The 25,488-nt window shown below is 64.0% G+C and carries 23 protein-coding genes; 14 read left to right on the top strand and 9 right to left on the bottom strand.

What is annotated here, in order from left to right; genetic code table 11:
- Positions 1-118: 118 nt before the first annotated feature.
- Both RO069_RS20945 and RO069_RS20940 read right to left on the bottom strand, forming a co-directional pair.
- Positions 119-385: a hypothetical protein gene (locus RO069_RS20945; RefSeq protein WP_328190112.1), complete on the bottom strand. Its 267-nt coding sequence runs from the start codon at positions 383-385 to the stop codon at positions 119-121.
- A gap of 147 nt (positions 386-532) precedes the next feature.
- Positions 533-2,095, bottom strand: coding sequence for an inorganic phosphate transporter (locus RO069_RS20940; protein ID WP_328190111.1), 1,563 nt, complete (start codon positions 2,093-2,095; stop codon positions 533-535).
- Between the two features lie 215 nt (positions 2,096-2,310).
- Between RO069_RS20940 and RO069_RS20935 the strand changes: the two genes are divergently transcribed.
- Both RO069_RS20935 and RO069_RS20930 read left to right on the top strand, forming a co-directional pair.
- On the top strand, positions 2,311-2,760 hold the full coding sequence (locus RO069_RS20935) for a flavodoxin (protein ID WP_328190110.1): 450 nt from the start codon (positions 2,311-2,313) through the stop codon (positions 2,758-2,760).
- Positions 2,761-2,973: 213 nt separating this feature from the next.
- Positions 2,974-5,532, top strand: coding sequence for an EAL domain-containing protein (locus RO069_RS20930; protein WP_328190109.1), 2,559 nt, complete (start codon positions 2,974-2,976; stop codon positions 5,530-5,532).
- 41 nt (positions 5,533-5,573) lie between these two features.
- On the opposite strand, the gene tesB is transcribed toward RO069_RS20930, so the two are convergent.
- The 3 genes from tesB to RO069_RS20915 form a co-directional block, all read right to left on the bottom strand.
- Positions 5,574-6,440 carry an acyl-CoA thioesterase II gene (tesB, locus tag RO069_RS20925; RefSeq protein WP_328190108.1) on the bottom strand — a complete coding sequence of 289 codons (867 nt, stop codon included), beginning with the start codon at positions 6,438-6,440 and terminating at the stop codon, positions 5,574-5,576.
- Positions 6,441-6,568: 128 nt separating this feature from the next.
- Entirely contained in the window at positions 6,569-7,756 is a 1,188-nt protein-coding gene (locus RO069_RS20920) for an FAD-dependent oxidoreductase (RefSeq protein WP_328190107.1), read from the bottom strand.
- 11 nt (positions 7,757-7,767) lie between these two features.
- Complete coding sequence (locus RO069_RS20915) at positions 7,768-7,935, bottom strand: rubredoxin (protein ID WP_328190106.1); 168 nt, start codon at positions 7,933-7,935, stop codon at positions 7,768-7,770.
- Positions 7,936-8,205: 270 nt separating this feature from the next.
- On the opposite strand from RO069_RS20915, the gene RO069_RS20910 reads away from it, so the two are divergent.
- From RO069_RS20910 to phoR, 5 genes are all read left to right on the top strand, one after another.
- Positions 8,206-8,763, top strand: a complete 558-nt coding sequence (locus RO069_RS20910) for a hypoxanthine-guanine phosphoribosyltransferase (RefSeq protein WP_328190105.1) — start codon at positions 8,206-8,208, stop codon at positions 8,761-8,763.
- Positions 8,744-9,319: a chorismate--pyruvate lyase family protein gene (locus tag RO069_RS20905; RefSeq protein WP_328190103.1), complete on the top strand. Its 576-nt coding sequence runs from the start codon at positions 8,744-8,746 to the stop codon at positions 9,317-9,319. The genes RO069_RS20910 and RO069_RS20905 overlap by 20 nt, the downstream gene beginning before the upstream one ends.
- Positions 9,320-9,399: 80 nt before the next feature.
- Positions 9,400-10,287: a 4-hydroxybenzoate octaprenyltransferase gene (ubiA, locus tag RO069_RS20900; protein WP_328190101.1), complete on the top strand. Its 888-nt coding sequence runs from the start codon at positions 9,400-9,402 to the stop codon at positions 10,285-10,287.
- A 137-nt stretch (positions 10,288-10,424) separates the two neighbouring features.
- Positions 10,425-11,114, top strand: a complete 690-nt coding sequence (gene phoB / locus RO069_RS20895; RefSeq protein WP_328190100.1) for a phosphate regulon transcriptional regulator PhoB — start codon at positions 10,425-10,427, stop codon at positions 11,112-11,114.
- A 68-nt stretch (positions 11,115-11,182) separates the two neighbouring features.
- Positions 11,183-12,523, top strand: a complete 1,341-nt coding sequence (gene phoR, locus RO069_RS20890; protein WP_328190098.1) for a phosphate regulon sensor histidine kinase PhoR — start codon at positions 11,183-11,185, stop codon at positions 12,521-12,523.
- Here the strand turns inward: phoR and RO069_RS20885 are convergent.
- Positions 12,494-13,327, bottom strand: coding sequence for a response regulator (locus tag RO069_RS20885; protein WP_328190096.1), 834 nt, complete (start codon positions 13,325-13,327; stop codon positions 12,494-12,496). The two genes, phoR and RO069_RS20885, sit on opposite strands and share 30 nt — an antisense overlap.
- 152 nt (positions 13,328-13,479) lie before the next feature.
- Here RO069_RS20885 and RO069_RS20880 point away from each other — a divergent pair, with 152 nt between their 5' ends.
- From RO069_RS20880 to RO069_RS20870, 3 genes are read left to right on the top strand one after another with little or no spacing between them, the layout of a single operon-like run.
- The gene (locus RO069_RS20880) at positions 13,480-14,733 is read left to right on the top strand and encodes a lytic murein transglycosylase (RefSeq protein ID WP_328190095.1); all 1,254 of its coding nucleotides are present in this window, start codon (positions 13,480-13,482) and stop codon (positions 14,731-14,733) included.
- A gap of 45 nt (positions 14,734-14,778) precedes the next feature.
- Positions 14,779-15,813 (top strand): metal-dependent hydrolase, encoded by a 1,035-nt coding sequence (locus RO069_RS20875; protein WP_328190093.1) that lies wholly within the window; start codon positions 14,779-14,781, stop codon positions 15,811-15,813.
- Positions 15,814-15,815: 2 nt separating this feature from the next.
- Positions 15,816-16,517, top strand: coding sequence for a pseudouridine synthase (locus RO069_RS20870; RefSeq protein WP_328190091.1), 702 nt, complete (start codon positions 15,816-15,818; stop codon positions 16,515-16,517).
- Positions 16,518-16,522: 5 nt separating this feature from the next.
- Here RO069_RS20870 and RO069_RS20865 read toward each other — a convergent pair whose 3' ends face one another.
- Positions 16,523-17,002, bottom strand: coding sequence for an asparaginase domain-containing protein (locus tag RO069_RS20865; protein ID WP_328190090.1), 480 nt, complete (start codon positions 17,000-17,002; stop codon positions 16,523-16,525).
- A 214-nt stretch (positions 17,003-17,216) separates the two neighbouring features.
- Between RO069_RS20865 and RO069_RS20860 the strand changes: the two genes are divergently transcribed.
- A complete protein-coding gene (locus RO069_RS20860; protein WP_328190088.1) occupies positions 17,217-19,628 on the top strand; it encodes a xylulose 5-phosphate 3-epimerase in 2,412 nt (803 codons plus the stop codon).
- On the opposite strand, the gene RO069_RS20855 is transcribed toward RO069_RS20860, so the two are convergent.
- A complete protein-coding gene (locus tag RO069_RS20855; RefSeq protein ID WP_328190086.1) occupies positions 19,629-21,566 on the bottom strand; it encodes a putative bifunctional diguanylate cyclase/phosphodiesterase in 1,938 nt (645 codons plus the stop codon).
- A 110-nt stretch (positions 21,567-21,676) separates the two neighbouring features.
- On the opposite strand from RO069_RS20855, the gene RO069_RS20850 reads away from it, so the two are divergent.
- Positions 21,677-22,672, top strand: coding sequence for an LLM class flavin-dependent oxidoreductase (locus RO069_RS20850; protein ID WP_328190085.1), 996 nt, complete (start codon positions 21,677-21,679; stop codon positions 22,670-22,672).
- Here RO069_RS20850 and ald read toward each other — a convergent pair.
- Positions 22,669-23,787, bottom strand: coding sequence for an alanine dehydrogenase (gene ald / locus RO069_RS20845; protein WP_328190083.1), 1,119 nt, complete (start codon positions 23,785-23,787; stop codon positions 22,669-22,671). The two genes, RO069_RS20850 and ald, sit on opposite strands and share 4 nt — an antisense overlap.
- A gap of 193 nt (positions 23,788-23,980) precedes the next feature.
- Here ald and RO069_RS20840 point away from each other — a divergent pair, with 193 nt between their 5' ends.
- Entirely contained in the window at positions 23,981-24,781 is an 801-nt protein-coding gene (locus RO069_RS20840; protein ID WP_328190081.1) for a dienelactone hydrolase family protein, read from the top strand.
- A 317-nt stretch (positions 24,782-25,098) separates the two neighbouring features.
- Entirely contained in the window at positions 25,099-25,305 is a 207-nt protein-coding gene (locus tag RO069_RS20835) for a cold-shock protein (protein ID WP_091853271.1), read from the top strand.
- The last annotated feature ends 183 nt before the right edge of the window (positions 25,306-25,488 follow it).

The raw sequence follows: 25,488 nt of genomic DNA, 5'->3' as shown, positions 1-25,488 counted from the left end.
GCCAGGGATGGCGCGGAGCAAGGCGGGCGCCAGGGACGGCCCCTGAATTGCGGCGAAAAAACCACACCTTGCCTGCCCGGCCATGCACCAGAACTTTCAGGTCAATCCCAACCGGGACTCAGTAAAGCGCCTCTTCATCATCCAGCACATCGTCCAGGATCTCGAGGAAGATCTTGTCCGCCTCACTCCAGTTCTCGGGAATACGGACCGTCGTCGAGGCACTGATCTCATCCGCCATCAGCTGATGGGCATCCGGCTTGCCCCGGTGCTTGCGGGCCACCTCCACACACTTGACGGCCACCGTGGGATCACTCAGAACCTTCTTGATGAAGACCCGCATCTCATCAATCACTTTCGCCTGACGGCTCTCAGTTGCAGTACTCATAGACATCTCCGGACAGGTTCAGGGAAAGGTATCACCAAGAGTATGCAGGATACCCCACACCGGCGACCAGTCGTTAATGGGAAAGTATGCCCCCGCCTTCCTGTCGGTCTCGACGGGAAGGCGGGGGGCAGCATTGATACTGGCGTATCAGACCATGACACCGCGAACGGTGAAGTAGAGGATAGCCGCCAGCATCGCGGATACCGGGACGGTAATGACCCAGGCGGCGGCAATGCGGATCAGGTGGGAGCGCTTGACCAGTTCCTCCCGATAAATCTTCTTCAGGCGCTTGCGCTCCTTCTTGGACAGCGGAATCTCCTGCTTGTGCTTGCGGGCCTCCTTCAGCAGGGCTTCCATCTCCTCCACACTGGCGTTGCGGAAATCATCCAGGAACGGCTGTAGCCGCTCCCGCTCCACGTCGTCGTGCTTCTCCAGGATGGAATGGATCTGACTGGCATAGCTGCGCTTCAGGTATTCCCGCAGGAAGCCCACCCCGAACACACCGCCAATGGCGATATGGGTGGAGCTGACCGGCAGCCCGAGCTGGGAGGCCAGGATCACCGTCAGGGCCGCGGACAGGGCCACACAGAAGGCCCGGGTCTTGTCCAGCTCGGTGATCTCGGAGCCCACCACCTTGATCACCCGAGGACCGAACAGCAACAGGCCCACGGACAGGCCCAACGCCCCCACCATCATCACCCACAGGGGAATACTGGCGTCCGACACGATACTGGACGCCGCCAGTGCATCGTTGATCGCGGCAAGCGGACCGATGGCATTGGCCACGTCGTTGGCACCGTGGGCAAAACTGAGCAGGCCGGCGGCGAAGATCAGCGGCCATACAAACAGCGCATTCACACCGTCGGCATTATTCTCCATGGTGGCGGCACGACGGCTGACCCGGGCGCGGACCAGCAGGAACACCGCAACGGCCACGACCAGCCCCACCAGGGCGGCCCCCATGAAATCGACGCTGACAACCTTCTTCACCCCCTTGATCATCAGGTAGGTGCCAAAGGCCCAGGCCATGATGGCCACCAGCAGGGGCACGAAGCGCCGGGCGCTGGCCACCAGGTCGCTCTGGTACAGGATGGTTTTCTTGATCGCGTACAGGAACAGGGCCGCAATCAGTCCGCCCAGGGCCGGGGAGATCACCCAGCTGGCGGCAATCTTGGCCATCACCGACCAGTCGGCGATGCCCCAGCCACCAGCCGCGATACCAGCACCGAGGACCCCGCCCACAATGGAATGGGTGGTGGAGACCGGTGCTCCCATCCAGGTAGCCAGGTTCAGCCACAGCGCGCCCGCCAGGAGCGCCGCCGTCATCAGCCAGACAAAGCTGGACACATCGTCCAGCCGCTCCGGCGCGATGATGCCGCCCTTGATCGTGGACACCACGTCACCACCGGCAATGAGCGCCCCGGCGGCCTCGAACACCGCCGCCAGCATCACCGCGGCAAACAGCGACATGGCGCCGGAACCCACGGCCGGCCCCACGTTGTTGGCAACATCGTTGGCGCCGATGTTGATTGCCATGTAGCCGGCAATGACCGACGCGGCAATCAGCAGCGACTTGTTGGGGATATCACCGCCGATCTGGCCAACCACCAGACCAACAATAACCAGGAAAAACAGGCTGATGCCGATGCGATATCGTTCCGTCGACGAACTGGTGAGGACCTGATCCGTAAAACCGGTTGATTGCGCCATATCGGGTTTCTCAATGCAGCGAATTGATTGGTGGACGGCACTATAAAATTTCTGACACGGAATTGAAATATTTCTGCCAGGATACGCCGGGGAGTATAGTCCACGGCGCGGTTGGCGCCGCCTGCATCCCGGACCGGACAACCACTGGTTGAGGGCCCGGGGCGCCATCGCTACCATAGCGGCCTTTCGACCACTTCCCCGGAGGCAAGGGCACCATGACCGATATCCAGATTCTCGTAGGCAGCGTGTTTGGCGGGGCGCTAATGACCGCCCGCAGGATCAGGGAGGAGCTGGCGTCAGACCAGGTTTCCATTACCGTCCATGAGAAGCCCACACTTGAGAGTCTGTCCGAGACTTCCGGCCCGGTCCTGGTATGCACCTCCACCACCGGCCAGGGCGAAATCCCCGAGAACCTGCTACCTTTCTATGTCGAACTCCGCGACAAACTGCCCATGCAGGAAGGCCGGCCATTCGGCATTATCGTCCTGGGCGACAGCTCCTACGGCGACACCTACTGCGGCGCGGGTGAGCTAATGGAGGAAGCGCTCCAGGAAGTGGCCGCCCGCAAGGTGGGGGAAACCCTGAAAATCGATGCCATGGAAACCATGGAGCCGGAGGAGGAAGCCCTGCCCTGGGTCAAGGACTGGATTGGCCGGGTAAGCTGAGAGGCCTGCAATGTCTCGCCGATAGACTGACGAACCAATCACACCGAAATCGAGACAGAATTCACATCCTGCACGGTTATAACTCGGGTTTGCCGGGAATGATGGGATGCTAACATGACACCTGAGCAACATGCTTTTAATGTTAGGAGGCCTCTGATAAACACTCAGGTGCACTCACCATCCACGGCATAACGATAACAAGACAGGCTTTCTGTGCATCGAACGGCGGTTCTGACAATCCTGCTGAGCATCCTGACCCTGGCCATTCCGGCCGCCGGGCTGACGGATACCTCCGTAGCGGACACGCTGGACGACATCGAGTACCTGCGGCTCGCCCCGGAAGAAGCCGGCCTTACGGCGCAACAGGCGCTGGCCCGGGAAGGCTGGCAGCCCCTGGCCGGACAGACACCGAACTTCGGGTACCAGGACGATATCTTCTGGTACCACCTGTCCCTCCCCGCCGGTGAATCCCCTTTAATCCTGCTGATCCGCTACCCCCACCTGGATGACATCCGCTTCTGGCCACTCTCCAACGGCCAGCCGGGGGAAATCGTTCGTACCGGGGACCGGCTCCCCTACGACCAGCGCCCCCTGGACCACCCCAACTTCCTGTTTCCGGTGGAACGGGACGCCGATGCGGACAACGGTATCCTGCTGCGCATACAGACCCAGGGCGCCCACCACGTGCCGATGGAATTATGGGAGCCACAGGCCCTCTACGCACGGCTGTCCAAGGAGGACCAGCTCCACTCCCTGTATTACGGCACCCTGATGACCATCATCCTGTTCAGCCTGATGGTGTTTGCCGGCCTCCGGGAAAAAATCTACCTGTACTACCTGGCCACCACCGCCAGCTTCCTGTTGTTACTGGCATCACTGCGAGGCGTCACCTACCCGGTGCTGTGGCCCGACAGCCCGACCTTGCAGAACTACAGTATCCTGATCGCCCTCCCCCTGGCGGCCATTTCCATCGTCCTGTTCTCCCGGAAATTCCTGGGGCTCAACCGTATCGGGGGCTGGATCCAGCACTCGGTGCAGGCCGCCACCGTGCTGAACCTGTTCGCCCTGCTGGGCGTGGCGATCTTCGACTACAACCTGTCCATCTGGCTCTCGGTGTCCATCGCCCTGCCCACCTGCCTGCTGCTGGCGCTGATCGGCCCCATCCTCTGGGTGCGGGGTCACCCCCAGGCCGGTATCTACACCCTCGCCTGGGGTGCCCTCACCATCGGCAGCCTGATCACCAGTGCCAACTTCTATGGCCTTCTGCCCAACAGCTTCATCACCACCTATGGTGTCCAGCTTGGTTCAACCTTCCAGGCACTGGTGTTGACCGCTGCCCTGGCACACCGGATCTACCGGGAACGGGAATCCCGCACCCGTTCCCGGGAAGCGGAACTGGCTGCCCTGTCCGCCCAGCGCCGGGCGGAACAGCGGTCCCTGGACCAGGCCATGAGGGAGCCCCTGACCCACCTGCCCAACCGCACCTGCTTCGAGATGAACGCCAGCGAGGCCCTCAACCTGAAACCCGGCAAACGCTGGGCCGTCTGCGTACTCAGGCTCAACAATCTCGCGGCCATCACCAAGACCCTGGGTCACCGCAACTCCGATCGCCTGATGGAACTGGTGGCCCTGCGACTGCACCGGATTGCCCGGGACCTGCCCGGCATCCAGGTCATCGGCCCCCGGGACGAGGACTGCCTCGCGGTGCTGGAGCCGGCCACCTTCGCCTACCTGCTGGATGCCGGCGCCGCCAACAGCAACCCCCGGCGCGTGGCCCAGGGCATGGAACAGCTGCGCGAGCCCATCGACTACCTGGGCATGCAGCTTCCCCTGGACAGCTGTATCGGCGTGGCCCTGTACCCGACACACGGCCAGGACCTGAACACCCTGGTGCGGCAGGCCTATGTGGCTCAGGAGTCCGCCATCGCCATCGAGAAGGGACTGGCCTACTACGATCCGGCCCGGGATCCCTACAGCCCGGAGCGACTGACCCTGGTGACGGAACTGCGCAACGCCCTGGAGAACAATGAGCTGGCCCTCTGGTACCAGCCCAAGCAGTGCCTGAGACGGAAGGAAATCGTGGGGGTGGAGGCGCTGATCCGCTGGCCCGGTCGACAACCTCCGGTCCATGCCGACCAGCTGATCGCCCTGGCGGAACAGAGCGGCTTGATCCGCCCGCTGACCCGCTGGGTCATGGAGCGGGCCCTGGAGGCACGGGAAGTACTGCTGGAGGCGGGGCTGGACCTGACCGTGTCCATCAACATATCCCCCAACAACCTGCGGGAGCGGGACTTTCCGCTGTTCGTGCAGCGGCTGATGGCCAGCCATCAGCAGCACCAGGGCCGGCTGATCCTGGAGGTCACCGAGACCTCGATGATGCAGGACCCGGACAACTCCATGCGCACCCTGCGCTCCCTGGACTACGCCGGCATTCCCCTGGCCATCGATGATTTCGGCTCCGGTTATTCCTCCCTCTCCTACATCAAGCAGTTACCGGCATGCGAGGTGAAGATCGACCGCTCACTGATCACCGACCTGCTCACCCACACCGACGACCGGATCATCGTCAAGACCACCATCGACATGTGCCACAACCTGGGCTACCGGGTAGTGGCGGAAGGCGTGGAAGACGGGGAAACCGCAGCGCTGCTGCTGGAGATGGACTGCGACATGATCCAGGGCTACGTCCTGGCCAGGCCGCAGCCACTGGCGGACCTGATCGAACAGCTCCGGTCGGAGGATGTTCCCTCAATGCGGTCGGGGCAGTGCTAGCAGCCGCCATGACACGCCCACCAGCCAGCCGCCCCTGATGACTACTTGCCGGGCTTGCGACGCCGGATCAGGGCTTCCTGGGCCGTGGAGGCAACCAGCACCCCCTCCCGGTTATAGACACTACCCCGGTTGAAGCCCCGGCCCTCGGAGGCGCTGGGGCTGTCCTTGTGATAAAGCAGCCAGTCATCCATGCGCAGATCCCGGTGGAACCAGATGGCGTGATCCAGGCTGGCCACCTGCATATTGGGAGTCATGAACGCTACGCCGTGGGGATTGAGGGAGGTGCCCAGGAAAGCAAAATCCGACGCGTAGGCCAGCAGGCAGCGATGCAGGATGGGATCATCCGGCAGCTCGCCCTGGGCGCGGAACCAGCTCTGCTTCTGCGGCGGCTTGATTTCCGGGGCCAGCGGATTGACCGGATCCACCGGGCGTATCTCGATGGGCCGGTTGCGGGTCAGCTGCTCATGGAACTTCTCCGGCACCTTGTCCAGCAGTTCCTCGTTGAGCTCCTGTTCCGTCCTCAGGGACTCCGGGGTCGGCGCCTCCGGCATGTCCATCTGGTGTTCGAACCCCTCTTCCTCCACCTGGAAGGACACGGAACCGGTGAGAATTTCCTTACCGTCCTGACGGGCGATCACCCGCCGCACCGAAAAGCTGCCACCGTCCCGCACCCGCTGCACTTCATAGTCGATGGGCGCGCGGGCATTGCCGGGGCGCAGGAAATAGGCGTGCATGGAATGGGGCATGCGGCCCTCAATGGTGCGGGTGGAGGCCATCAGTGCCTGTCCCAGCACGTGCCCCCCGAAAAGGTTGGGGAAACCAAGGTCTTCGCTCTGACCCTGGAAGTGGTCATCGCCGATCGGGGCGAGATCCATTAGTTCAACCAGTTCTCTGGTAATGTCCTGCATGCCTGCTCCTGAAAAACACTGATCCGGCAGCACGCCGGTTCGTCGGGACGACCCTGAGGGTCGGTAGGTTACGAAGCGGTAATTTCTACCGGATACCGGATCTCAGCGCAAGGCAGGGAATGCCGGGACTACCCGGCGACTTCCGGCGCCGGGGCCAGTACCGGCGGCACCTCCTTCGACAACGCCTGCTTCTCGATCACATAATCACCGGTTACCGCGAAGCCCAGCAAACCGCCCCGGGCGTCGCGGTACAGGGCCTTCACACTGTTGCCCTCACGCTGGACATCCCAGTGGCCATCGCTGCTTTCGGCCGGCGGACAGACCGCCGTCGGGCAACAGGGCGTCTTGACCATAACCGGCATGGCGCCCCATTTCACCGGCGTCGGTTCTCCGGTGAGCGTCGCGGCCAGGGCGCGGGCCCCGGCCATCAGCGGCATCACATACATCAGTACATGCCCCTCCACTTCCGCGCAGTCGCCCAGGGCGTAGACATCCGGGGCGCTGGTGGCCAGCCACCGGTCAGTGTGGATGCCATGCCCGACTGCCAGGCCGGCGGCGGCCGCTAACCCGGTGCGCGGTCGGAGACCCACTGCGGAAACCACCACATCTCCCTGCAGCATAGCACCGTCGCTGAGTTGTACCCGGGCCTGGCCATTTTCCTCGGACACCGATTCGGCGGCCACACCCAGGTGGAACCTCACCCCCTCGGCTTCCAGGGCCTGCCTGACCGCGTCCGCCGCCGGTTCCGGCAGCAGCCCCGGCATCACCTGGGTGGACGGCGCCACAACGGTGACCTCGTAACCACCATTGCGCAGGTCGTTGGCGTACTCACAGCCGATCAGCCCCGCCCCCAGCAGGATTACCCGGCGATGCCCCTCCACCAGTTTGCGGAAATGCCGGTAGTCCTCCAGGTCATTGATGGAACAGACCCGGTCGCACCCACTGACAGCTTCCGGCAGACGGATAACATCCGCCCCCCAGGACAGCACCAGCTTGCGGTAGGCGAGACGTTCGTCGCCGATCAGCACCTCATGGGCCTCCGGATCGATGCCGGTTACCCGGGTGTGGGTGCGCAACTCCATGTTGAGCTGGTCCGCCATGGCACCGGCCTCCGCCTGGGCCAGCTCATCGGCGGTCTTGGCCTTGGTGAACCCGGTGGAGAGCATGGGCTTGGAATAGCTGGCACCATCATCGGCGGTGATCATCATCAGCGGCAGGTCCCGGTCACGCTTGCGCAGCTCCCGGGCCAGGGAATAGCCCGACAGGCCGCTGCCGATAATCACGATGGGGGCCTGGTTACCCTGGGTGGCTGTCATGGTCCCGTTCCTCAACCGATCTCGATCATTTCGAAGTCTTCCTTGCCAACGCCGCAGTCGGGGCATTCCCAGTCCTCCGGCACGTCTTCCCAGGCGGTACCGGGCTCAATACCATCTTCCGGCCAGCCTTTGGCCTCATCGTAGATGAAGCCGCATACCACACACTGCCATTTTTTCACGCCTGTCCTCCTGCAAAAACGGTCGGCGCCCAAGGGAGTCTGCGCGGTAGAAATCGCGCAGACTCCTAGAGGCGCCCCACAAATTCAGGCCCATAATACGCGTACCGGCGTGGCCGCTAAAGGACCATTCCTTAATACCGGGCATAGGAGTGCGCGCGGTTCGCCACCCCCGCAATCGTTGTTTTTGCGTATCTGCCGCCAGGCGCCGCTACTCCCTTACCGCTGTCATTTTCGCTATACTTGCGCGTTTTACGACAGGATCCGACGACTATGACCAACACCGTCGACGAGCTGAACCGGGTAATGGCGGAAGCCGACTGCCTGGTCCCCGAGCAGCAGGTCTACGAGGCCATCGACACCCTGGCCCGGGACATCACCGCCGCCCTGGAAGACCGCAACCCCCTGCTGTTCTGTGTCATGAATGGTGGTTTGATCCTGACCGGGCAACTGCTGCCACGCCTGAAGTTTCCGGTGCAGGCCGAATACCTCCACGCCACCCGCTACCGCCAGGAAACCACCGGCGGCATCCTGGAGTGGAAGCTGCGTCCGGACGCCGACATGGATGGACGTACCGTGCTGATCGTGGATGACATCCTCGACGAAGGCACCACCCTAAACGCCATCGCCGACTACTGCCGCGCCCATGGCGCCAGCGAGGTACTGACGGCGGTACTGGTGGACAAGCAACATGATCGCAAGGCCCGCCCGGACCTGAAGGCGGACTTCACCGGCCTGGAGGTGGAAGACCGCTTCCTGTTCGGTTTCGGCATGGACTACAAGGGCTACTGGCGCAACGCCCCGGGCATCTATGCGGTCAAGGGACTGTAACCCGGCAGTGATCGAACCCGACGCCCGCTCCATCGTTCCCGCTGTACGCTGGTGCCGCTCGTTCCGGCAGGCCCGGCTGCATCAGCCCGACCTGCAGGGCAATGCCGCCTTCTGGCTACAGGTTGAGGGCTCCCTCACCCGCCACCTGCAACTGCGTTGCCGGGAGAGCTTCCATGTGGAAGTGGCCAATGAAGGCTTTTCCCTCCCCACCCGGGAAGAGGCCCTGACCCTGGATATTCCCCATCGCCAGAGGGCCTGGATCCGCGAGGTCCGGCTCTGTGGCGATGGCAGGCCCTGGGTGCTGGCCCGCACCATTATCCCCCTGGCCACCCTCAACGGCCGAGGCCGCCGACTCCGCCACCTGGGCCGGATTCCCCTGGGCGCCTGGCTGTTCAGCCACCGGGAGTGGAGCCGTGGTCCCTTGCAGGCGGGCCTTTGCCGCGGTACCGGGCCCGACACCCCCCGTTGTGCCCGTCGGTCGATATTCTCCAGCGACAACCACCGGTTGCTGGTGGGCGAATACTTCCTGCCGGAGTTGCTGACCCAACCGCTCTGACCCGGGTGCCCCGGGCCTTACTGCACGGCCCGATAATGCTAAACTGCCGTCGTCCGATCACCAGCCGATGGAGTAACCCGATGGCCCAGGCCACCCTCTCACCCAGCCTTCGCAACCGTCTGATGGACTATGCGCAACTGCTGCGCATCAACCGCCCCATCGGCTCGCTGTTGCTGCTCTGGCCCACCTGGTGGGCGTTGTGGCTGGCGGCGGACGGCAGCTATCCTGCCATCGGCAATATTGTAGTGTTTACCCTGGGCGTGTTCTTCATGCGGGCGGCGGGCTGCGCCATCAACGATTTCGCCGATCGCAAGGTGGACCGGCACGTCAGGCGCACCAGGGATCGCCCGCTCACCTCCGGCCGCATCCAGCCCAGGGAAGCCATCGCCCTGTTCCTGGGCCTCGTGCTGGCGTCCTTCCTGCTGGTGGTGCTGTTCACCAATACACTGACCTTCTACCTCTCGTTTGGCGGGCTGGTGCTGGCTTTCATCTATCCCTTCATGAAACGCTACACCCACCTGCCGCAACTCTTCCTCGGTGCGGCCTTTTCCTGGGCCATCCCCATGGCCTGGGCGGCGGAGGCCGGCGAACTGAGCCGCCTCACCTGGCTGCTGTTCACCGCCAACGTGCTGTGGACCGTGGCCTACGACACCCTCTACGCCATGGTGGATCGGGACGACGACCTCAAGATCGGCATCAAGTCCACCGCCATCCTGTTCGGGGACGCGGACCGGCTGATGGTCGGCTGCCTGCAGGCCATGGTGGTGGTCACGCTGATCATGGTGGGCATCCAGGCGGAACTGGGCTTCTTCTGGTACCTGGGCGTCGCGCTGATGGCGGCGCTGTTCGGCTGGCACCAGTACCTGGCCCGGAACCGCAGCCGCGAGGGCTGTTTCGAAGCCTTCCTGAACAACAACTGGGCCGGCTTCGTGGTGTTTGCCGGACTGGCGCTGGACAAGCTGTTCTGACCGGGTTTGCGGGCACCGGTCAAACCGTCGACGGAATCCGTATTTTTTCGGATGGGACGCCGCTTTTGTCATAAACTTGTAACAGTTCCCCGTTGTAATGAGGCAGCAACAACTAAAGGACTACAGGTATAAGCGCAATGTCCAAGACCGTTCTGATCGTTGACGATGAAGCGCCGATCCGCGAGATGATCGCCGTTGCCCTGGAAATGGCAGACTATAACTATCTGGAAGCTGCGGACGCCCGCGAAGCCCACGCCCTGATCGTGGACAAACAGCCGGACCTGGTCCTGCTGGACTGGATGCTGCCCGGCACCAGTGGCGTTGAGCTGGCCCGCCGTCTCAAGAAGGAAGAGACCACGGCGGAAATCCCCATCATCATGCTCACCGCCAAGGTGGAGGAAGACAACAAGATCCAGGGCCTGGAAGTGGGCGCGGATGACTACATCACCAAACCCTTCTCGCCCCGGGAACTGGTGGCACGGCTGAAGGCGGTGTTGAGGCGGACCACACCAGCGGGCGTGGAGTCTCCCATCGAAGTGGACGGGCTGACCCTGGACCCGGTGGGCCACCGGGTAACCGCGCCGGAAGGCGCCATCAGCATGGGCCCGACGGAATACCGCCTGCTGCAGTTCTTCATGACCCACCAGGAACGGGTCTACACCCGCTCACAGCTGCTGGATCAGGTCTGGGGGGGCAACGTCTATGTGGAGGAACGCACGGTGGATGTCCACATCCGGCGCTTGCGGAAGGCCCTGGGCGACCAATATGATCACCTGATCCAGACTGTGCGCGGTACCGGCTACCGCTTCTCGACCAGGGCCGCCTGAGGGTCGGTTCCGCATCGTCGGCAGTGTCGCAGTCTGCCCGCATAACGAGAGCAGCAGGTCAGGTTTCCATGAATTACAAGTGGTCCCGATATCTGAGACTGATCCTGGTCATCCTGGCCCTGGCCACCGGGGTCGGGGCCATCTTCGGGTATCCCATGGAGGGCCTCCTGGCCGGCCTGCTGCTGTACCTGGCCTGGACCCTCGCCCAGGCCCGCAAGCTCTACCAGTGGCTGAGCCACCCCGGCGCCGGCCAGGAAGCCCCGGCCAGCATCGGCCTGTGGGGTGACATCTTCGACGGGCTGCACAAGCTGCATCAGGGGCACCTGGCCACCCAGGACCGGCTGCTCGCCCAGTTCAACCGCCTGCAGGAATCCACCAATGCCATGCGCGACGGCGTGGTGATGACCGATGCCAACGGCGTGCTGGTGTGGTGGAACGGTTCCGCGTCCTACCTGCTGGGCCTCCAGCGCCAGACCGACCGTGGCCAGCCCATCCAGAACCTGCTGCGGGCACCCGCCTTCCAGGCCTACTTCGAAAAGCGCGACTACCGCGAGCCGCTGGAGCTGAACTCCCCCGCCCGGCCCCACCTGCACCTGCAGATCCAGATCAGCCTGTTCGGCGAGGACGACCGCCTGATCGTGGTGAAGGATGTCACCCGCCTGTTCCAGCTTGAGCAGATGCGCCGGGATTTCGTCAGCAACGTGTCCCATGAGATGCGTACGCCGCTGACGGTGATCAGCGGCTACCTGGAGACCATGGTGGACTATTCCGACGAACTGCCGGCCCGGTGGAAGCGGGCTCTCGAGACCATGGCCCAGCAGTCCACCCGCATGGAGGCACTGATCACCGACCTGCTACTGCTGTCGAAACTGGAAACCGGGGAGCAGCATGGCGCCGAAGCGGCGGTGGATATCCGCGCCATGTGTGAACACATCTGCCAGGACGCCCGGGCCCTCAGCGGCGACTCCGGCCACGAATTCCACCTGGACATTGGCGATCGCCATCATCTGCGGGGTGACGAGGACCAGTTGCGCAGCGCCTTTTCCAACCTGATCTTCAATGCGGTCAAGTACACCCCCGCCGGGGGCAGCATCTACGTGACCTGGTTTACCAACCGCGACGGTGCCCACCTGTCGGTGAAGGACACCGGCATCGGCATCGATCCCATCCATATTCCCCGGCTCACCGAACGCTTCTACCGGGCCGACCCCAGCCGCCACAAGGAAACCGGCGGCACCGGCCTGGGTCTGGCTATCGTCAAGCATGTGCTGCTGAACCATGATGGCGAACTGGAGATCCTCAGCGAGATGGGCGGCGGCAGTGAGTTCATCTGCCACTTCCCGCGGGAACGACTGGCCGAGCCGGACCCGCAGGACGAATCAGCGCCTGAAACCAGCAATGAAGTGTGACAGGTCCTCGAGCTTCTTCGGGTCATCATCCACGAAGCGCACAGTGACGCTGACAAAATCCGTGTCCCGACGCTTGTCCACGGCCTGGAGCTGGTGCACATAGCCATTGAGCCTGGCCATCTGGCCGTCCGCCACTTCCAGGTCCACCACCGCCTGGTCGAGGATGCCCGGAAAGGACTGATCACGCCGGGCAAGGACCCGGACCTCCGACAGGGTAATGTCCTTGATCACGCACTTGAGGGTACTGTCGGCAAAGCGGATGGCCGCCACCACCAGGCGACCGTTCCTGCCCGGTTTCGGGGCCGCGCTTTCCGGCGCGCTGTCGGCAACAGCGGGTTTGGCGCCGGTGAGCAGGTCGGCGGAGTCCCGGAAAGCATCGCCCTGGGCCGGGGGCTTGCGACCGCCCTCGGCCATGGCCCTTTGCAGGGTCTTGCCCATCACCTTCATGACCTTGCGGCTCAGCCCCTCCGGGCTGAAGGGCTTGCCCAGGTACTCCGAGACCCCCTCCTGCACCGCCTCCACCACGTGGCTCTTGTCGCCCCGGCTGGTGATCATGATGAACGGCACCTTGCGGTAATGTTCTTCGGCGCGCATCCACTGCAACAGCTCCAGCCCGGACATCTCCGGCATCTCCCAGTCGCAGAGGATCAGGTCGAAGCGGTTGCGGGACATCAGCGACTGGGCCCGGCGGCCATGGTGCGCCTCGGTCACCTCGATCACCGGGAAGCGCTGGCGCAGGGTGCGTTTCACCAGATCCCGTACAAAGCTGGCGTCGTCAACCACCAGCGCTTTCAGTACTGCCATAACTCTGCCATCCTCGATTCGCCCGCTGCCCACATCGTCCGTTAATGGCGCTGGCATGGACTGTTTACCGTGATCCCAAACACGCTACTATAGGGCCTGTTCAACAGGACTGAGAGGTTTACGTGGTCAAGACCCTGAAATACCGACAGCGGATGTCAACTCCCGTCACCCCACAGCGTTTGTTCACCGCCCTGGCGGTCACCGGCAGCCTGGCCCTCGCGGGCCTGTCCCCGGTGGCTCTCGCCGATGGCAGTGCGGACCAGCCGCGGGAACCCGCCGATTTCCAGCAGTGTCTCAGCCGCATCGGGCAGCAGGCGGTCGCCGAGGGCGTCTCCCGGGATACCGCCGATGTTGTCCTGGCCCGGGCGGAGTTCCTGCCACGGGTGATCGAGCTTGATCGCCATCAGCCGGAGTTCACCACCACCTTTGCCGACTACCTGGGCCGGCGGGTCAGCGAGACCCGCATCGAACGTGGCCGTGAGATGCTGGAGCAGCACCGTGAACTGCTGAACCGGGTCAGCGACGAAACCGGCGTGCCCCCCGCCTACCTGGTGTCGTTCTGGGGCCTTGAAACCAACTATGGCAGCTATTTCGGAAAAATGCCTGTTCCCAGCGCCCTGGCCACCCTCGCCTGCGATCCGCGCCGAGGCGACTATTTCTCCGGGGAGCTGGTGTCCGCCCTGAAGATCCTCGACGAGGGCGCCATCGACCCGGAGCGCATGGAAGGGTCCTGGGCCGGCGCCATGGGCCACGTCCAATTCATGCCATCGGTGTTCCTGCGCCATGCCACCGATGCCGACGGTGATGGCCGCCGGGACCTCTGGAACAGCGTGCCCGACGCCATGATGTCCGCTGGCCGGTTCCTCCAGAGCATGGGCTGGGACCCGGATTACCGCTGGGGGCGGGAAGTCCTGCTGCCTGAGGAATTCGACTATTCCCTGACCGGGGCCGGCAAACGGACCCTGGCCCAGTGGAATGCGCTGGGTGTCACCGATATTCACGGCAACCCGCTGGCGGAAGAGCCCATTAAAGCCAAGCTGGTGGTTCCCGCCGGCCATCGGGGCCCCGCCTTCCTGGCCTATGACAACTTCCGGGTTATCATGGGCTGGAACCGGTCCGAGTACTATGCCATCGCCGTGGGCCACCTGGCGGACCGCATCGCCGGAGCCGACGGTCTGAAAAACCCGCCACCGGAGGATGTCCCGGCCCTGTCCCGGGACGACGTGCAGAAACTGCAGTCCGCCCTCAACGACCGCGGCTTTGACTCGGGTCATCCGGACGGCATCCTCGGGCCCAACACCCGCTCCGCCATCCGACGCTTCCAGTCCAGCGAGGGCCTGATCGCCGATGGCTTCCCGGGGCCGGAACTACTGGAAAGCCTGGGCGTCCAACCCACATCGTCATGAACGGACAGCATTAGTGCATCAGGGTGTCGACAAGGATATGACGTTATGGACTCCATAACCCAGGCGGCCCTGGGCGCCTCCATCGGCGGAGCCGTGGCCGGACGCTCCCTCGGTCGAGTGGCGTTCGTCGGTGGTGCCCTGCTGGGCACCCTGCCGGACATGGACGTGGTCATCGACTACGGCAGCGCCATCGCCAACTTCACCCAGCATCGGGGGTTCAGCCATTCCCTGCTGGTGCTGGTACCGGTGGGCATTGCCCTGGCGTTGATATTCCATCGCTGGAAACCCCAGCTCTCCCTGACCCGCTGGCTGGCCTTCACCCTGCTGATCCTGGTGACCCATCCGCTGCTGGACTGCCTGACCACCTACGGCACCCAGCTGTTCTGGCCCTTCGGCCCGCCCCTGGGCACCACCAGCATATTCATCATCGACCCGCTCTACACGCTGCCGCTGCTGGCGGCGGTGATCCATGGGGTGTGGAAGCCTCCTGCTCCCCGGGCACAAGGGGTGGCACTGGCGCTATCGTCCCTCTACCTGGTCTGGGCCCTGGGTGCCCAGGCCCTGGTGGACCGGCGGGTGGGCGACGAACTCGCGAATCAGGGGCTGTCGGAGGCGCCGCGCATGGTCCAGCCCATGCCCTTCACCACGCTGCTGTGGCGAGTTACGGTGCTGGGGGAGGACGAACGGCTGGAAATCGTCACCGGGCCACTGGAAAGTAACCAGCCGCTGATCATCGAGCGCTTCACGAGGAACCCGGCCCTCATCAACCGTGTCGCCTCATTCCCGGAAGGCCAGCGGCTGATCTGGTTTACCGATGGTTTCCTCGATGTGTCCGAGCGCGATGACCACCTCCTGGCCACCGATATCCGGCTGGGCGTACCCGGCGCCCATCCGTTCACCTTCGTCATCGCCCGCCGGAACGGCCAGGGCCAGTGGGCCGCCACCAACAGCACCCAGGAGCCGCGACCCGCCATGCGGAATGAGGCCCTGCGGGCCTTCTGGTCCCGCCTGACCGGCGAGGCCGAGGTCCTCTGCATGGCCACCTTCGAAGCGCTGCCCGCCGGCGAGACCTGCTCCTGACCATGCGACTGGACGCCTACCTTTCCCGCTGTACCAGCCTGTCCCGCAAGGACGCCCGCCGCGCTATCAAGGCCGGCCGGGTGCTGATGGAGGGTGAACCGGTCAGCAAGGCATCGACCCCGATACCGGGCCCGGCTACCATTACCCTGGACGGCGAACCTCTGTCGCTGCCCGGGCACCAGTACCTGATGCTCCACAAGCCGGCGGGCCTGCTGAGCGCCACCACCGATGCCAGCCAGCCGGTGGTAACCGACCTGTTGCCGGACGACCTGGCGACCCGTGTGCATCCGGTGGGTCGGCTGGACCTGGACACCACCGGCCTGTTGTTGCTGACCTCCGACGGTCAGTGGTCCCACCGGATCACCTCTCCCCGACACCAGTGCCCCAAGACCTACCGGGTAACCCTGGCGGAACCGCTGACCGACGATGGCTGCCGGCAACTGGAGAACGGGGTCTATCTGCGCCATGAAGACCGCACCACAAGGCCCGCGGTGGTGGAGCGACAGTCAGACACCGTCGTCGACCTGACCATCACCGAAGGGCGCTATCACCAGATCAAACGGATGGTGGCCGCCATCGGCAACCACGTGGAGGCCCTACACCGCCACCGGATCGGTTCCGTGACGCTGGATGATGCCCTGGCACCCAGCGAGTTCCGTGATCTCACCAGGGACGAGATCCACCAGTTGGCGACACCGGAATAGCGGGCTCAGCCCCGTTCGAAACGTCCCGCCTCCAGGTTCTTTCTCACCTTGCCGGCCTCAAACACGTCCCCGTTCATGGCCACGTAAACCCCCGGTGGCAGCAGGCCCACCGCCGCCATCGCAAACCCCAGGTTGAACACCGCATCGCTGCGGCGCATCCGGGCCGGCTGCATGGCGCCGAAAAGCACAATGGTCTTGCCGGCGATACCGGACAGCACCTCTGCGGTATTGGCCATGGTATCGGTGCCATGGGTGATGATGATCCGCTGCTCCGGGCAGGCCGCCACCGCGTCCCGCACCTGCTGCCGGTCGATATCGGTCATTTCCAGGCTGTCCTTGCGGAGCAGCCCGGTCAGGCGCCAGGGCACGGCGACGTTCGCCTCCTCCAGCAGTTCGGGGAGCAGGCTGTCACCGACCGCGAACTCGCTGTTGGCATCGTGATAGATCTTGTCGATGGTGCCACCGGTGGTGAACAGGTGGATCATGGGGATTCTCCTGTGAGTGGACTGTCGGTGGGCCTGTCGGAACCGCCCCGATCACCATCATAACCGATAAGCCCTCAACGCCAGGACTGATCCGGATCAACATCTCGGGGTGGCAGGCCGGTTACCCTGATCCACAATTGGGGACAGGAAGGCCCGGCTTGATGGCGGATACCGTCGCCAGGTCGGACAGAACACCGCGCACCGGAGGCTTACCATGAGCAAACCCTTTGCCGATCTGCAGATGCTGGACCGGATGGCGGACACCCAGGCGGAATTTGCCCGCTGGCGCGCAGGCTATGGGGTCATCCGCCACCTGCCCGACACCCAGCACCAGGCTCTGGAACTGGCGGAGCAACTGGTGTCCGACGGCCTGCAACCGGATACCGCCACGGTGTTTCGCATGCTGGCGGCCCTGGACCGGCTGACCAGCGCCGGCCTGTGGCTGGTGGCACACATGACCTATGCACTGCGGGTACACCCCGATGGCACGGCCCTGCAATCCGCGGACTTCAAGGGCAACCCCGAGGGCCATACCGGAGGCGCCCTGAACATGGTGCCGGGCTACGCCGCCTACATGGCCCTCAACGCCCTCACTGGTGAGACCCGGGGCTGGCTGATGGGGCAGGGGCACTGTGTGGCCGCCATCGACGCCCTCAACGTCCTGCTGGGCAACCTGAACCCGGAGCAGGCCGACCGCTATGGCGGCAGGGGCGGCCTTGACCACCTGGTGGCCGATTTCTATAGCTACGAACAGCGGCCGGACGGTCGTACCCGGGCGCCCCTGGGCAGCCATGTCAATCCCCACACCGCCGGTGGCATCATGGAGGGCGGCTACCTGGGGTTTGCCGAACTTCAATACGTACACATGCCCCTGCCCGGGGAGACCCTGGTAGCCTTCCTGTCGGATGGCGCAGCGGAAGAACAACGCGGCAGCGACTGGGCGCCCCGCTGGTGGCGAAGCGAGGACTGCGGCCTGCCACTGCCGGTGATGATCGCCAACGGACGTCGCATCGAGCAACGTACGGAACTGGGCACCCGCCAGGGTCTGGATGGATTCATCACCCACCTGAACCGGGCCGGTTTCGATGCCATGCGCTTCGATGGCCGGGACCCGACCGCCTTCGTCTGCACCCTGTTCACCATGGAGAGACGCCTGAGGGCAGTCGCCCGGGAGCATCACCAGGGGTTACGACACTACCCCCTGCCGGTCCCCTACGGCATTGCCGAGACCATCAAGGGTTATGGCTTTTACGGGGCTGGCAGCAACGCCGCCCATAACCTGCCACTACCTGGCAGCCCCCGCCATGACGCCAGGGCCCGGGAGCTGTTCAACCATCACGCCGGTATCCTCCATGTGCCCGAGACCGACCTGAGGGATGCGATCGGGCTACTGCGTAATCACCGACGCCAGCAGAGGCCACGGGAGAAGGACCACCCCCTGGCGGTCAGGGCTCCGGACACTCCGGCCATTCCGGAATTGCCAGCCCGGAACGACACCTGTTCCCCCATGCTGGCCGTGGATGATTTTTTCCAGGCGCTGGTGGCCTGCAATCCCCGACTGCGCCCCCGGGTGGGCAACCCGGATGAACTGGCCAGCAACCGGCTGTCCGGAGTCCTCAGCGCCCTGCGGCACCGGGTGGATGACCCGGAGAACGAGCTGGAATCCGTCCACGGCATGGTCATCACGGCCCTGAATGAGGAAGCCGTGGTCTCCGCCTGCCTGGCCAACAAGGGTGGCCTGAACCTGGTGGCCAGCTACGAGGCCTTCTGCGTGAAGATGCTGGGCGCCATCCGCCAGGAACTGATCTTCGCCCGCCACCAGAAGGAACTGGAGCGGCCCGCTCAATGGTTGGGGTTCCCGGTGATAGCCACCTCCCATAGCTGGGAGAACGGCAAGAACGAACAGTCCCACCAGGACACCACCTTCTGCGAGGCGCTGCTGGGGGAAATGAACGATATGGTCCGCGTGCTCTTCCCGGCGGACTACAACAGCACCCAGGCGCTGTTGCCGGAAATCTACACCAGCCGGGGACAACTGGCCTGCATGGTCATCCCCAAGCGCGACAGGCCCTGTGTCTTTACCCGGGAGGAAGCCCGGCAACTGGCCCGCACCGGGGCCCAGGTGGTGGACGAAGACCTGTCGCCGGGCACCCCGCTGTTGCTGGTGGCCAACGGGGCCTACCAGTTGTCCGAACTGATCCGCGCCAGTGAACGCCTGCGGGACACCAGCACCCCGTTCCGACTGGTATACGTCCAGGAACCGGGCCGCTTTCGTGAACCCCGGGACCGTTTCGAGGCGGCCTGCGCCCTGCCGGAGGCGGACCGGGAATGGCTGTTTCCCCGGCGATACAGCCACTGCGTGGTACTGACCCATATGCGCCCGGAGGTGTTCCGCGGCCACGCCAGTGGGATCTGCAATGGGTTCAGACAGGGCCGGGTACTGGGCTATATCAACCGTGGCGGCACCCTCAACGAGGCGGGCATGCTGTTTGCCAACCACTGCACCTGGGCCCACGCCCTGGCCCGGGGTGCCGAGCTGCTGGACCGGCCGGCCGGCGACTTCCTCACCGATGAGGAAATTGCCGCGGTGGAAGGCCACGGAGATCCCGGCATCCTGACGGCATAGTCATCCCTGGGCGGACTTTCCGACACCCTCCAGCAATCGCCGGAAATCCGCATTCGGCATGGGCGCCGCCCGCAGGTAACCCTGAAAGCTGTCACAGCCCAATACCGCCAGGATTCCAAGCTGGCTGTCCAGCTCCACGCCCTCGGCCTGGACTTCCAGCTCCAGGGCCTGCCCCATGCGGACAATGGCCTTGACGATGCCCTGACCGCCGCCTCCGTCCGCAGTGAGTTCATTCACAAAGCTGCGGTCGATCTTGAGTTTGTCCACCTTGAAACAGCGCAGGTAACTGAGGGAGGAATAGCCGGTGCCGAAATCGTCGATTGCCAGCCGCACCCCGGTATCCCGGATCTCTCCCAGCAGTTGCGCCGTGCGGTCCCCCAGGGTCAGCAGGCTGCTCTCGGTCAGCTCCACTTCCAGCCGGTGGGGCGGCACCCCGGCCTCGCTGACCACCCGCTTCAGGAAGCCGGGAAAATGACCCCGCTGCAACTGGCGGGAAGAGACATTGACCGCCACGAAGCCCGGCTCCAGTCCCTCATCCAGCCACGCCCGGATCTGCCGGGTAACCTCTTCCACAACCCAGCCACCCAGGTCGACGATCAGGCCGGTCTCCTCCGCCAGGGGAATGAACTCACCGGGTGACACCAGCCCCCACTGGGGATGGCGCCAGCGCAGCAGGGCCTCCGACCCGATCAGTTCCCCCGAGGCGATGGCGTAGACCGGCTGGTAGAACAGTTCGAACTCACGTCGCGCCATCCCCGTGGTCAGGGCCTCCTCCAGCTCCAGTCGGCGCCGGGCCAGTCGGGTCATATCGGCGTTGTAGAAGGCGAAGGTGTTCTTGCCCGCCAGCTTGGCCTCCGACAGGGCGGAGTCGGCCTGGCTGAACAGGAGGGAAACGTCCTGGCTGTCACTGTCCCGGTTACCATCCGCCAGGCAGATACCGATACTGGCCCGGACCATGACCCGGGTGTTGTCATCCAGCCGGAAGCCGGCACCCAGGGCATCCAGCAACCGGGTGGCCAGGTGTTCCACCTCTTTCTGGTCGGTCACATGGGGCACCATTACCACGAACTCATCGCCGCCGAACCGGCCCAGTTCATGGCCGTCGGACAGGCACTGCAGGATACGCTGGCCGGCCATCTGCAACAGCCGGTCACCGAGCTGGTGCCCCAGGGATTCGTTGATGGTCTTGAAATCATCCAGGTCGATGAACAGAACCGCCACCTGGCTACTGCCCTCCCCGGAGGTCTGGCGCAGGGCATTGCGGATGTGCTCGGACATCATCGCCCGGTTGGGCAGGTCGGTCAGGGGATCGTAGAATGCCAGGTAACGCAGGCGCTCCTTGTCCGCCTTCTCCTCGGTGATATCGGTGACAAACAGTACGTAGTAGGCAACGTTCTTCCTGCGGTCGTTCACCCGCGTGACCGTCACCCACTGGTTGTAGAGGGAACCGTCCCGGCGCCAGGCCACCACTTCCCCCTGCCAGAGCCCGGTCTCGTCCACCTCGCGCCAGAGTTCGTCGTAGAATGCCTCGGAGTGGGCGCCGGAGCGGAATTCCGACAGCGGCTTGCCCAGTATCCGGTCCAGTCTGTTCCCCGCCATGCGCTCAACGGCCGGGTTGGCGTAGATGACCCGGTGATCCGCGTCCGCCGCCAGGATGCCGGTATGGGCGTGTTCGATCATTGAACTCTGCAGTGACATGAAGCTGGAGGCATGCTCCAGCCGGCGAATGGAGCGATGGAACAGCCAGGCGATCAGCAGGGCGCTGACCACCACAAAGAGCCAGCCCTTGAATGTCTGCGCCCTCGACAGCACATCATAACCTGCATCGGCAAACAGCCAGGCCACCAGTTGATCAGAGAAGAAAATCCACAGGCTCCCCAGCACCAGGTAGATCAGGGCAATTCCCAGTGATGATGTCCTGGCGTCCGGTAAGGGCACGACGAGTACCTCCACAACTCCGACGGCAAAACCTGGCACGAGCCTGCTTCCCGTGTCACGGCACCATGAAGTATGCTGCCATCGACTGACCACGTAACTCCGGAGCATCCATGCCATCCAAGAAACCGTTTTCGTTACTGGAGCTTGCATCCGTCAGGGAAGGCGATTCCGTATCACAGACACTGTCAAACAGTGTAGCCTACGCACGCCACGCCGAAAGCCTGGATTTCAACCGCTTCTGGCTGGCGGAGCACCACAACATGGAAGGCATCAGCAGTTCCGCCACGTCGGTGCTGATCGGTCATATCGCCGGCCAGACGGAGCGCATCCGCGTCGGCTCCGGCGGCGTCATGCTGCCCAACCATCCGCCACTGGTGATCGCCGAGCAGTTCGGCACCCTCGAATGCCTGTACCCGGGGCGCATTGACCTGGGCCTGGGCCGTGCCCCCGGCACCGACCCCATCACCAGCCGCGCCCTGCGCCGTGACGGCATCGGCGCCGAGCAGTTTCCCGACGATGTGGAGCGACTGCAGGAGCTGCTGGGCCCCCTCCAGCCCGGCCAGCAGGTGAAGGCCATTCCCGGCGCCGGCACCAACGTGCCCATCTGGCTGCTGGGGTCGTCCCTGTTCAGCGCCCAACTGGCGGCCCTTCGCGGCCTGCCCTATGCCTTTGCCGGGCATTTCGCGCCGCGCCTGTACCGGGAGGCCCTGAAGGTCTACCGGGAGCACTTCCGGCCATCGGAACAACTGCAACGCCCCTACGCCATGCTGTGCCTGCCGGCGGCCCCCGCCGATTCCCTGGATGAGGCCCAATACCTGACCACCACCAGCTACCAGCGGATCCTGGCGCTGTTCCGTGGCCAGCCCCTGTTGATGAAGCCACCGGTGGAGTCCATGGACGGCCTCTGGAGCCCGGCGGAAGAAGCCGGCGTGCGGGATTTCCTGGCCCTGCAGTTGCTGGGGGACGCCGACAACCTCCGCCAGCGCCTGGAGCAGATCCTGGCCACCGTGGAGGTGGACGAACTCATGTTCACCGTGGACCTGTACGACCCGGTCCGGCGGCGCCACGCTCTGGATATCCTGGCGGAGGTGCGGGACTCGCTTTAACCGTCCAGCACCGATGCCGGCTCCACGTAGTCCAGGCCATGGGCCTGGGCCACCTCCCGGTAGGTTACCTGACCGTGGCAGACGTTCAGGCCCGCCAGCAGGTGGGGGTTATCACGCATGGCCCGGACCGGCCCCAGGTTCGCCAACTGGCGGATAAACGGCAGGGTGGCGTTGGTCAGTGCCAGTGTCGATGTGCGGGCCACGGCCCCGGGCATATTGGCCACGCAGTAGTGCACCACCCCCTCCTCGATAAACACCGGCTCATCGTGGGTGGTGGGCCGGGAGGTCTCGGCACAGCCGCCCTGGTCGATCGCCACATCCACCAGTACGCTGCCATCGGGCATGCGCCGCAGCATGTCCCGGGTCACCAGCTTGGGAGCCGAAGCGCCGGGAATCAGCACCGCGCCGATCACCAGGTCCGCCTCGGTCACGCACTGGTCGAGCTGGTCGGCACTGGAGAAAACCGTGCGGATGCGGTTGCCATAACGCTGGTCCAGTTCCCGCAGCACTTCCAGGTTGATGTCGAGAATGGACACGTCCGCCCCCATGCCCACCGCCATGGCCAGGGCATTCTGTCCCACCATACCGGCGCCGATAATGGTCACCCGGGCCGGACTGACACCGGGCACCCCACCCAGCAGCACGCCACGCCCGCCACGCTCCCGCTCCAGGCAATGGGCGCCGGCCTGCACCGACATGCGCCCGGCCACCTCTGACATGGGGGCCAGCAACGGCAGATGGCCATGGTCGTCGGTCACCGTCTCGTAGGCAATACAGGTAGCCCCGGAAGCCACCAGGTCCCGGGTCTGGGCTTCGTCGGGCGCCAGGTGCAGGTAGGTGAACAGGGTCTGGTCCGGGGTCAGGAGCTGGCGCTCATCGGCCTGGGGCTCCTTCACCTTGACGATCAGTTCGGCGTTGCGAAACACCGCCTCCGCCGAGGATTCCAGGACGGCACCGGCCCGCCGGTAGTCGTCGTCGGAAAAACCAATGGCCCTGCCTGCCGATTGCTGTACCAGCACCTCGTGGCCATCCCGGGTCAGTTCCCGCACTGCCGACGGGGTCATGCCCACCCGGTACTCGTGGTTCTTGATCTCTTTCGGCACACCTATACGCATACGCCACTCCCAGAAACATCCCGTGTGACAGAAGTATAGTGCCGTGAGGCGGAAATTCCCGAACACCGCCAACCCATCCGCGGGCGGATTCGCACCGTAGGATGAAAGTGGTCTATCATCAACGGGATACCGGCCCCGCAGGACTGGCGGCCGGACCAGCCCAACAAGTCACCCCTGTCAGAAGGATTTACGTATGACTTCACGCCTTACTTCCCTGGCCATTGGTGTTGGCCTCTCCCTGGCTGCCGGTTTGGCACACGCGCAGCTACAGACCGAAACCGTCACCTACACGGTGGACGGCCAGGAATTCACCGGCTACCTCGCCTGGAACGACAGTGACGACGGGGCCCGCCCCGGGGTCCTGGTGGTCCACGAGTGGTGGGGGCACAACGAATTTGCCCGGGACCAGGCGGAGAAACTGGCCGCCGCCGGCTATACCGCCTTCGCCCTGGACATGTACGGGGAAGGCAAGGTGACCGAGCACCCCAGTGAAGCCCAGGCGTTCATGAAGGAAGCCACCGGCGATCCCCAGGCACTCAAGGCCCGGTTCACCGCCGCCATGGAGGAACTTCAGGCGCATCCCACGGTGGACGACGACCGCATTGCGGCCCAGGGTTACTGCTTCGGCGGGGCGGTGGTGCTCAACATGGCGCGCATGGGCATGGACCTGGATGGTGTGGTGAGCTACCACGGCCCCTTGGGTAGCCCCATTGAGCCCGAGCCCGGCGACATCACGGCCCGCATCCAGGTCTACACCGGCGGGGCTGACCAGATGGTACCCGCCGACCAGGTGGGCGGCTTCGTTACCAGCATGCAGCAGGCGGAAGCGGACTTCTCGGTGACCAGCTTCCCGGGGGTGCTGCACTCCTTCATGAATCCGGGCGCGGATGCCATCGCCGAGGAACACGACATGCCGGTAGGCTATGACCGGGAGGCTGCGGAACGGGCCTGGGAGGGCACCATGGCCTTCTACCAGGCGATCTTCCAGGACTGAATGGCCCTTCCGCCACACACGGCCCGAACACCGGATTTCAGTCGTTTTGCGGCTGTTATCCGGTAAGTAGAACTACGGAATTTTTTGTTAATAAAGGGCTGGTATTCCCCGAAAAGCAGGAGTAGAGTCAGATTCAGGAAAGATCAGTAAAGCATTTCATAATCAAGGCGTATCTCTCTTCTGCAGTGGTGCATCCGTCCTGTTTTTGAATCCGCAGTTCTGTGTTTCCTCCCGAAGGTCCTGCAACGGAGTCCGGCATCCCGGCGCGATTGCAAGGACAATATCAAGTAAGTGTTTTGAATACAGGAAAATCGAGTATGTCTACTGTTACCGGTACTGTTAAGTTCTTCAACGAAGCGAAAGGCTTTGGTTTCATCACCCGTGAGTCCGGCCCGGACGTTTTCGTTCACTACAGTGCCATCCAGGGCAGCGGCTTCAAGACCCTGGCCGAAGGCCAGCAGGTCGAGTTCACCGTCACTCAGGGTCAGAAAGGCCCTCAGGCGGAGAACGTTGTAGCCCTGTAAATCAGGCTTCAGCGAAGGTGGCATTCAGGCAGTATTGAGTGCCATCGACATAAAAAAGGCAGCCTTATGGCTGCCTTTTTTGTTCCTGCGCCCGCGCCATGAGGTGGGGATTACAGGCCCTTGAGCACAGGCACAGGGCCGGGAGGCTTTTCTTCCGGAAAAGCCCAAACTCGCTTCGCTCAG

Origin of the sequence: Marinobacter sp. OP 3.4 (assembly GCF_036224885.1) — a bacterium.
Taxonomy (GTDB): domain Bacteria; phylum Pseudomonadota; class Gammaproteobacteria; order Pseudomonadales; family Oleiphilaceae; genus Marinobacter.
Note: the sequence above shows the minus strand (reverse complement) of the source record. Positions and strands in the feature narration are given on the sequence as shown.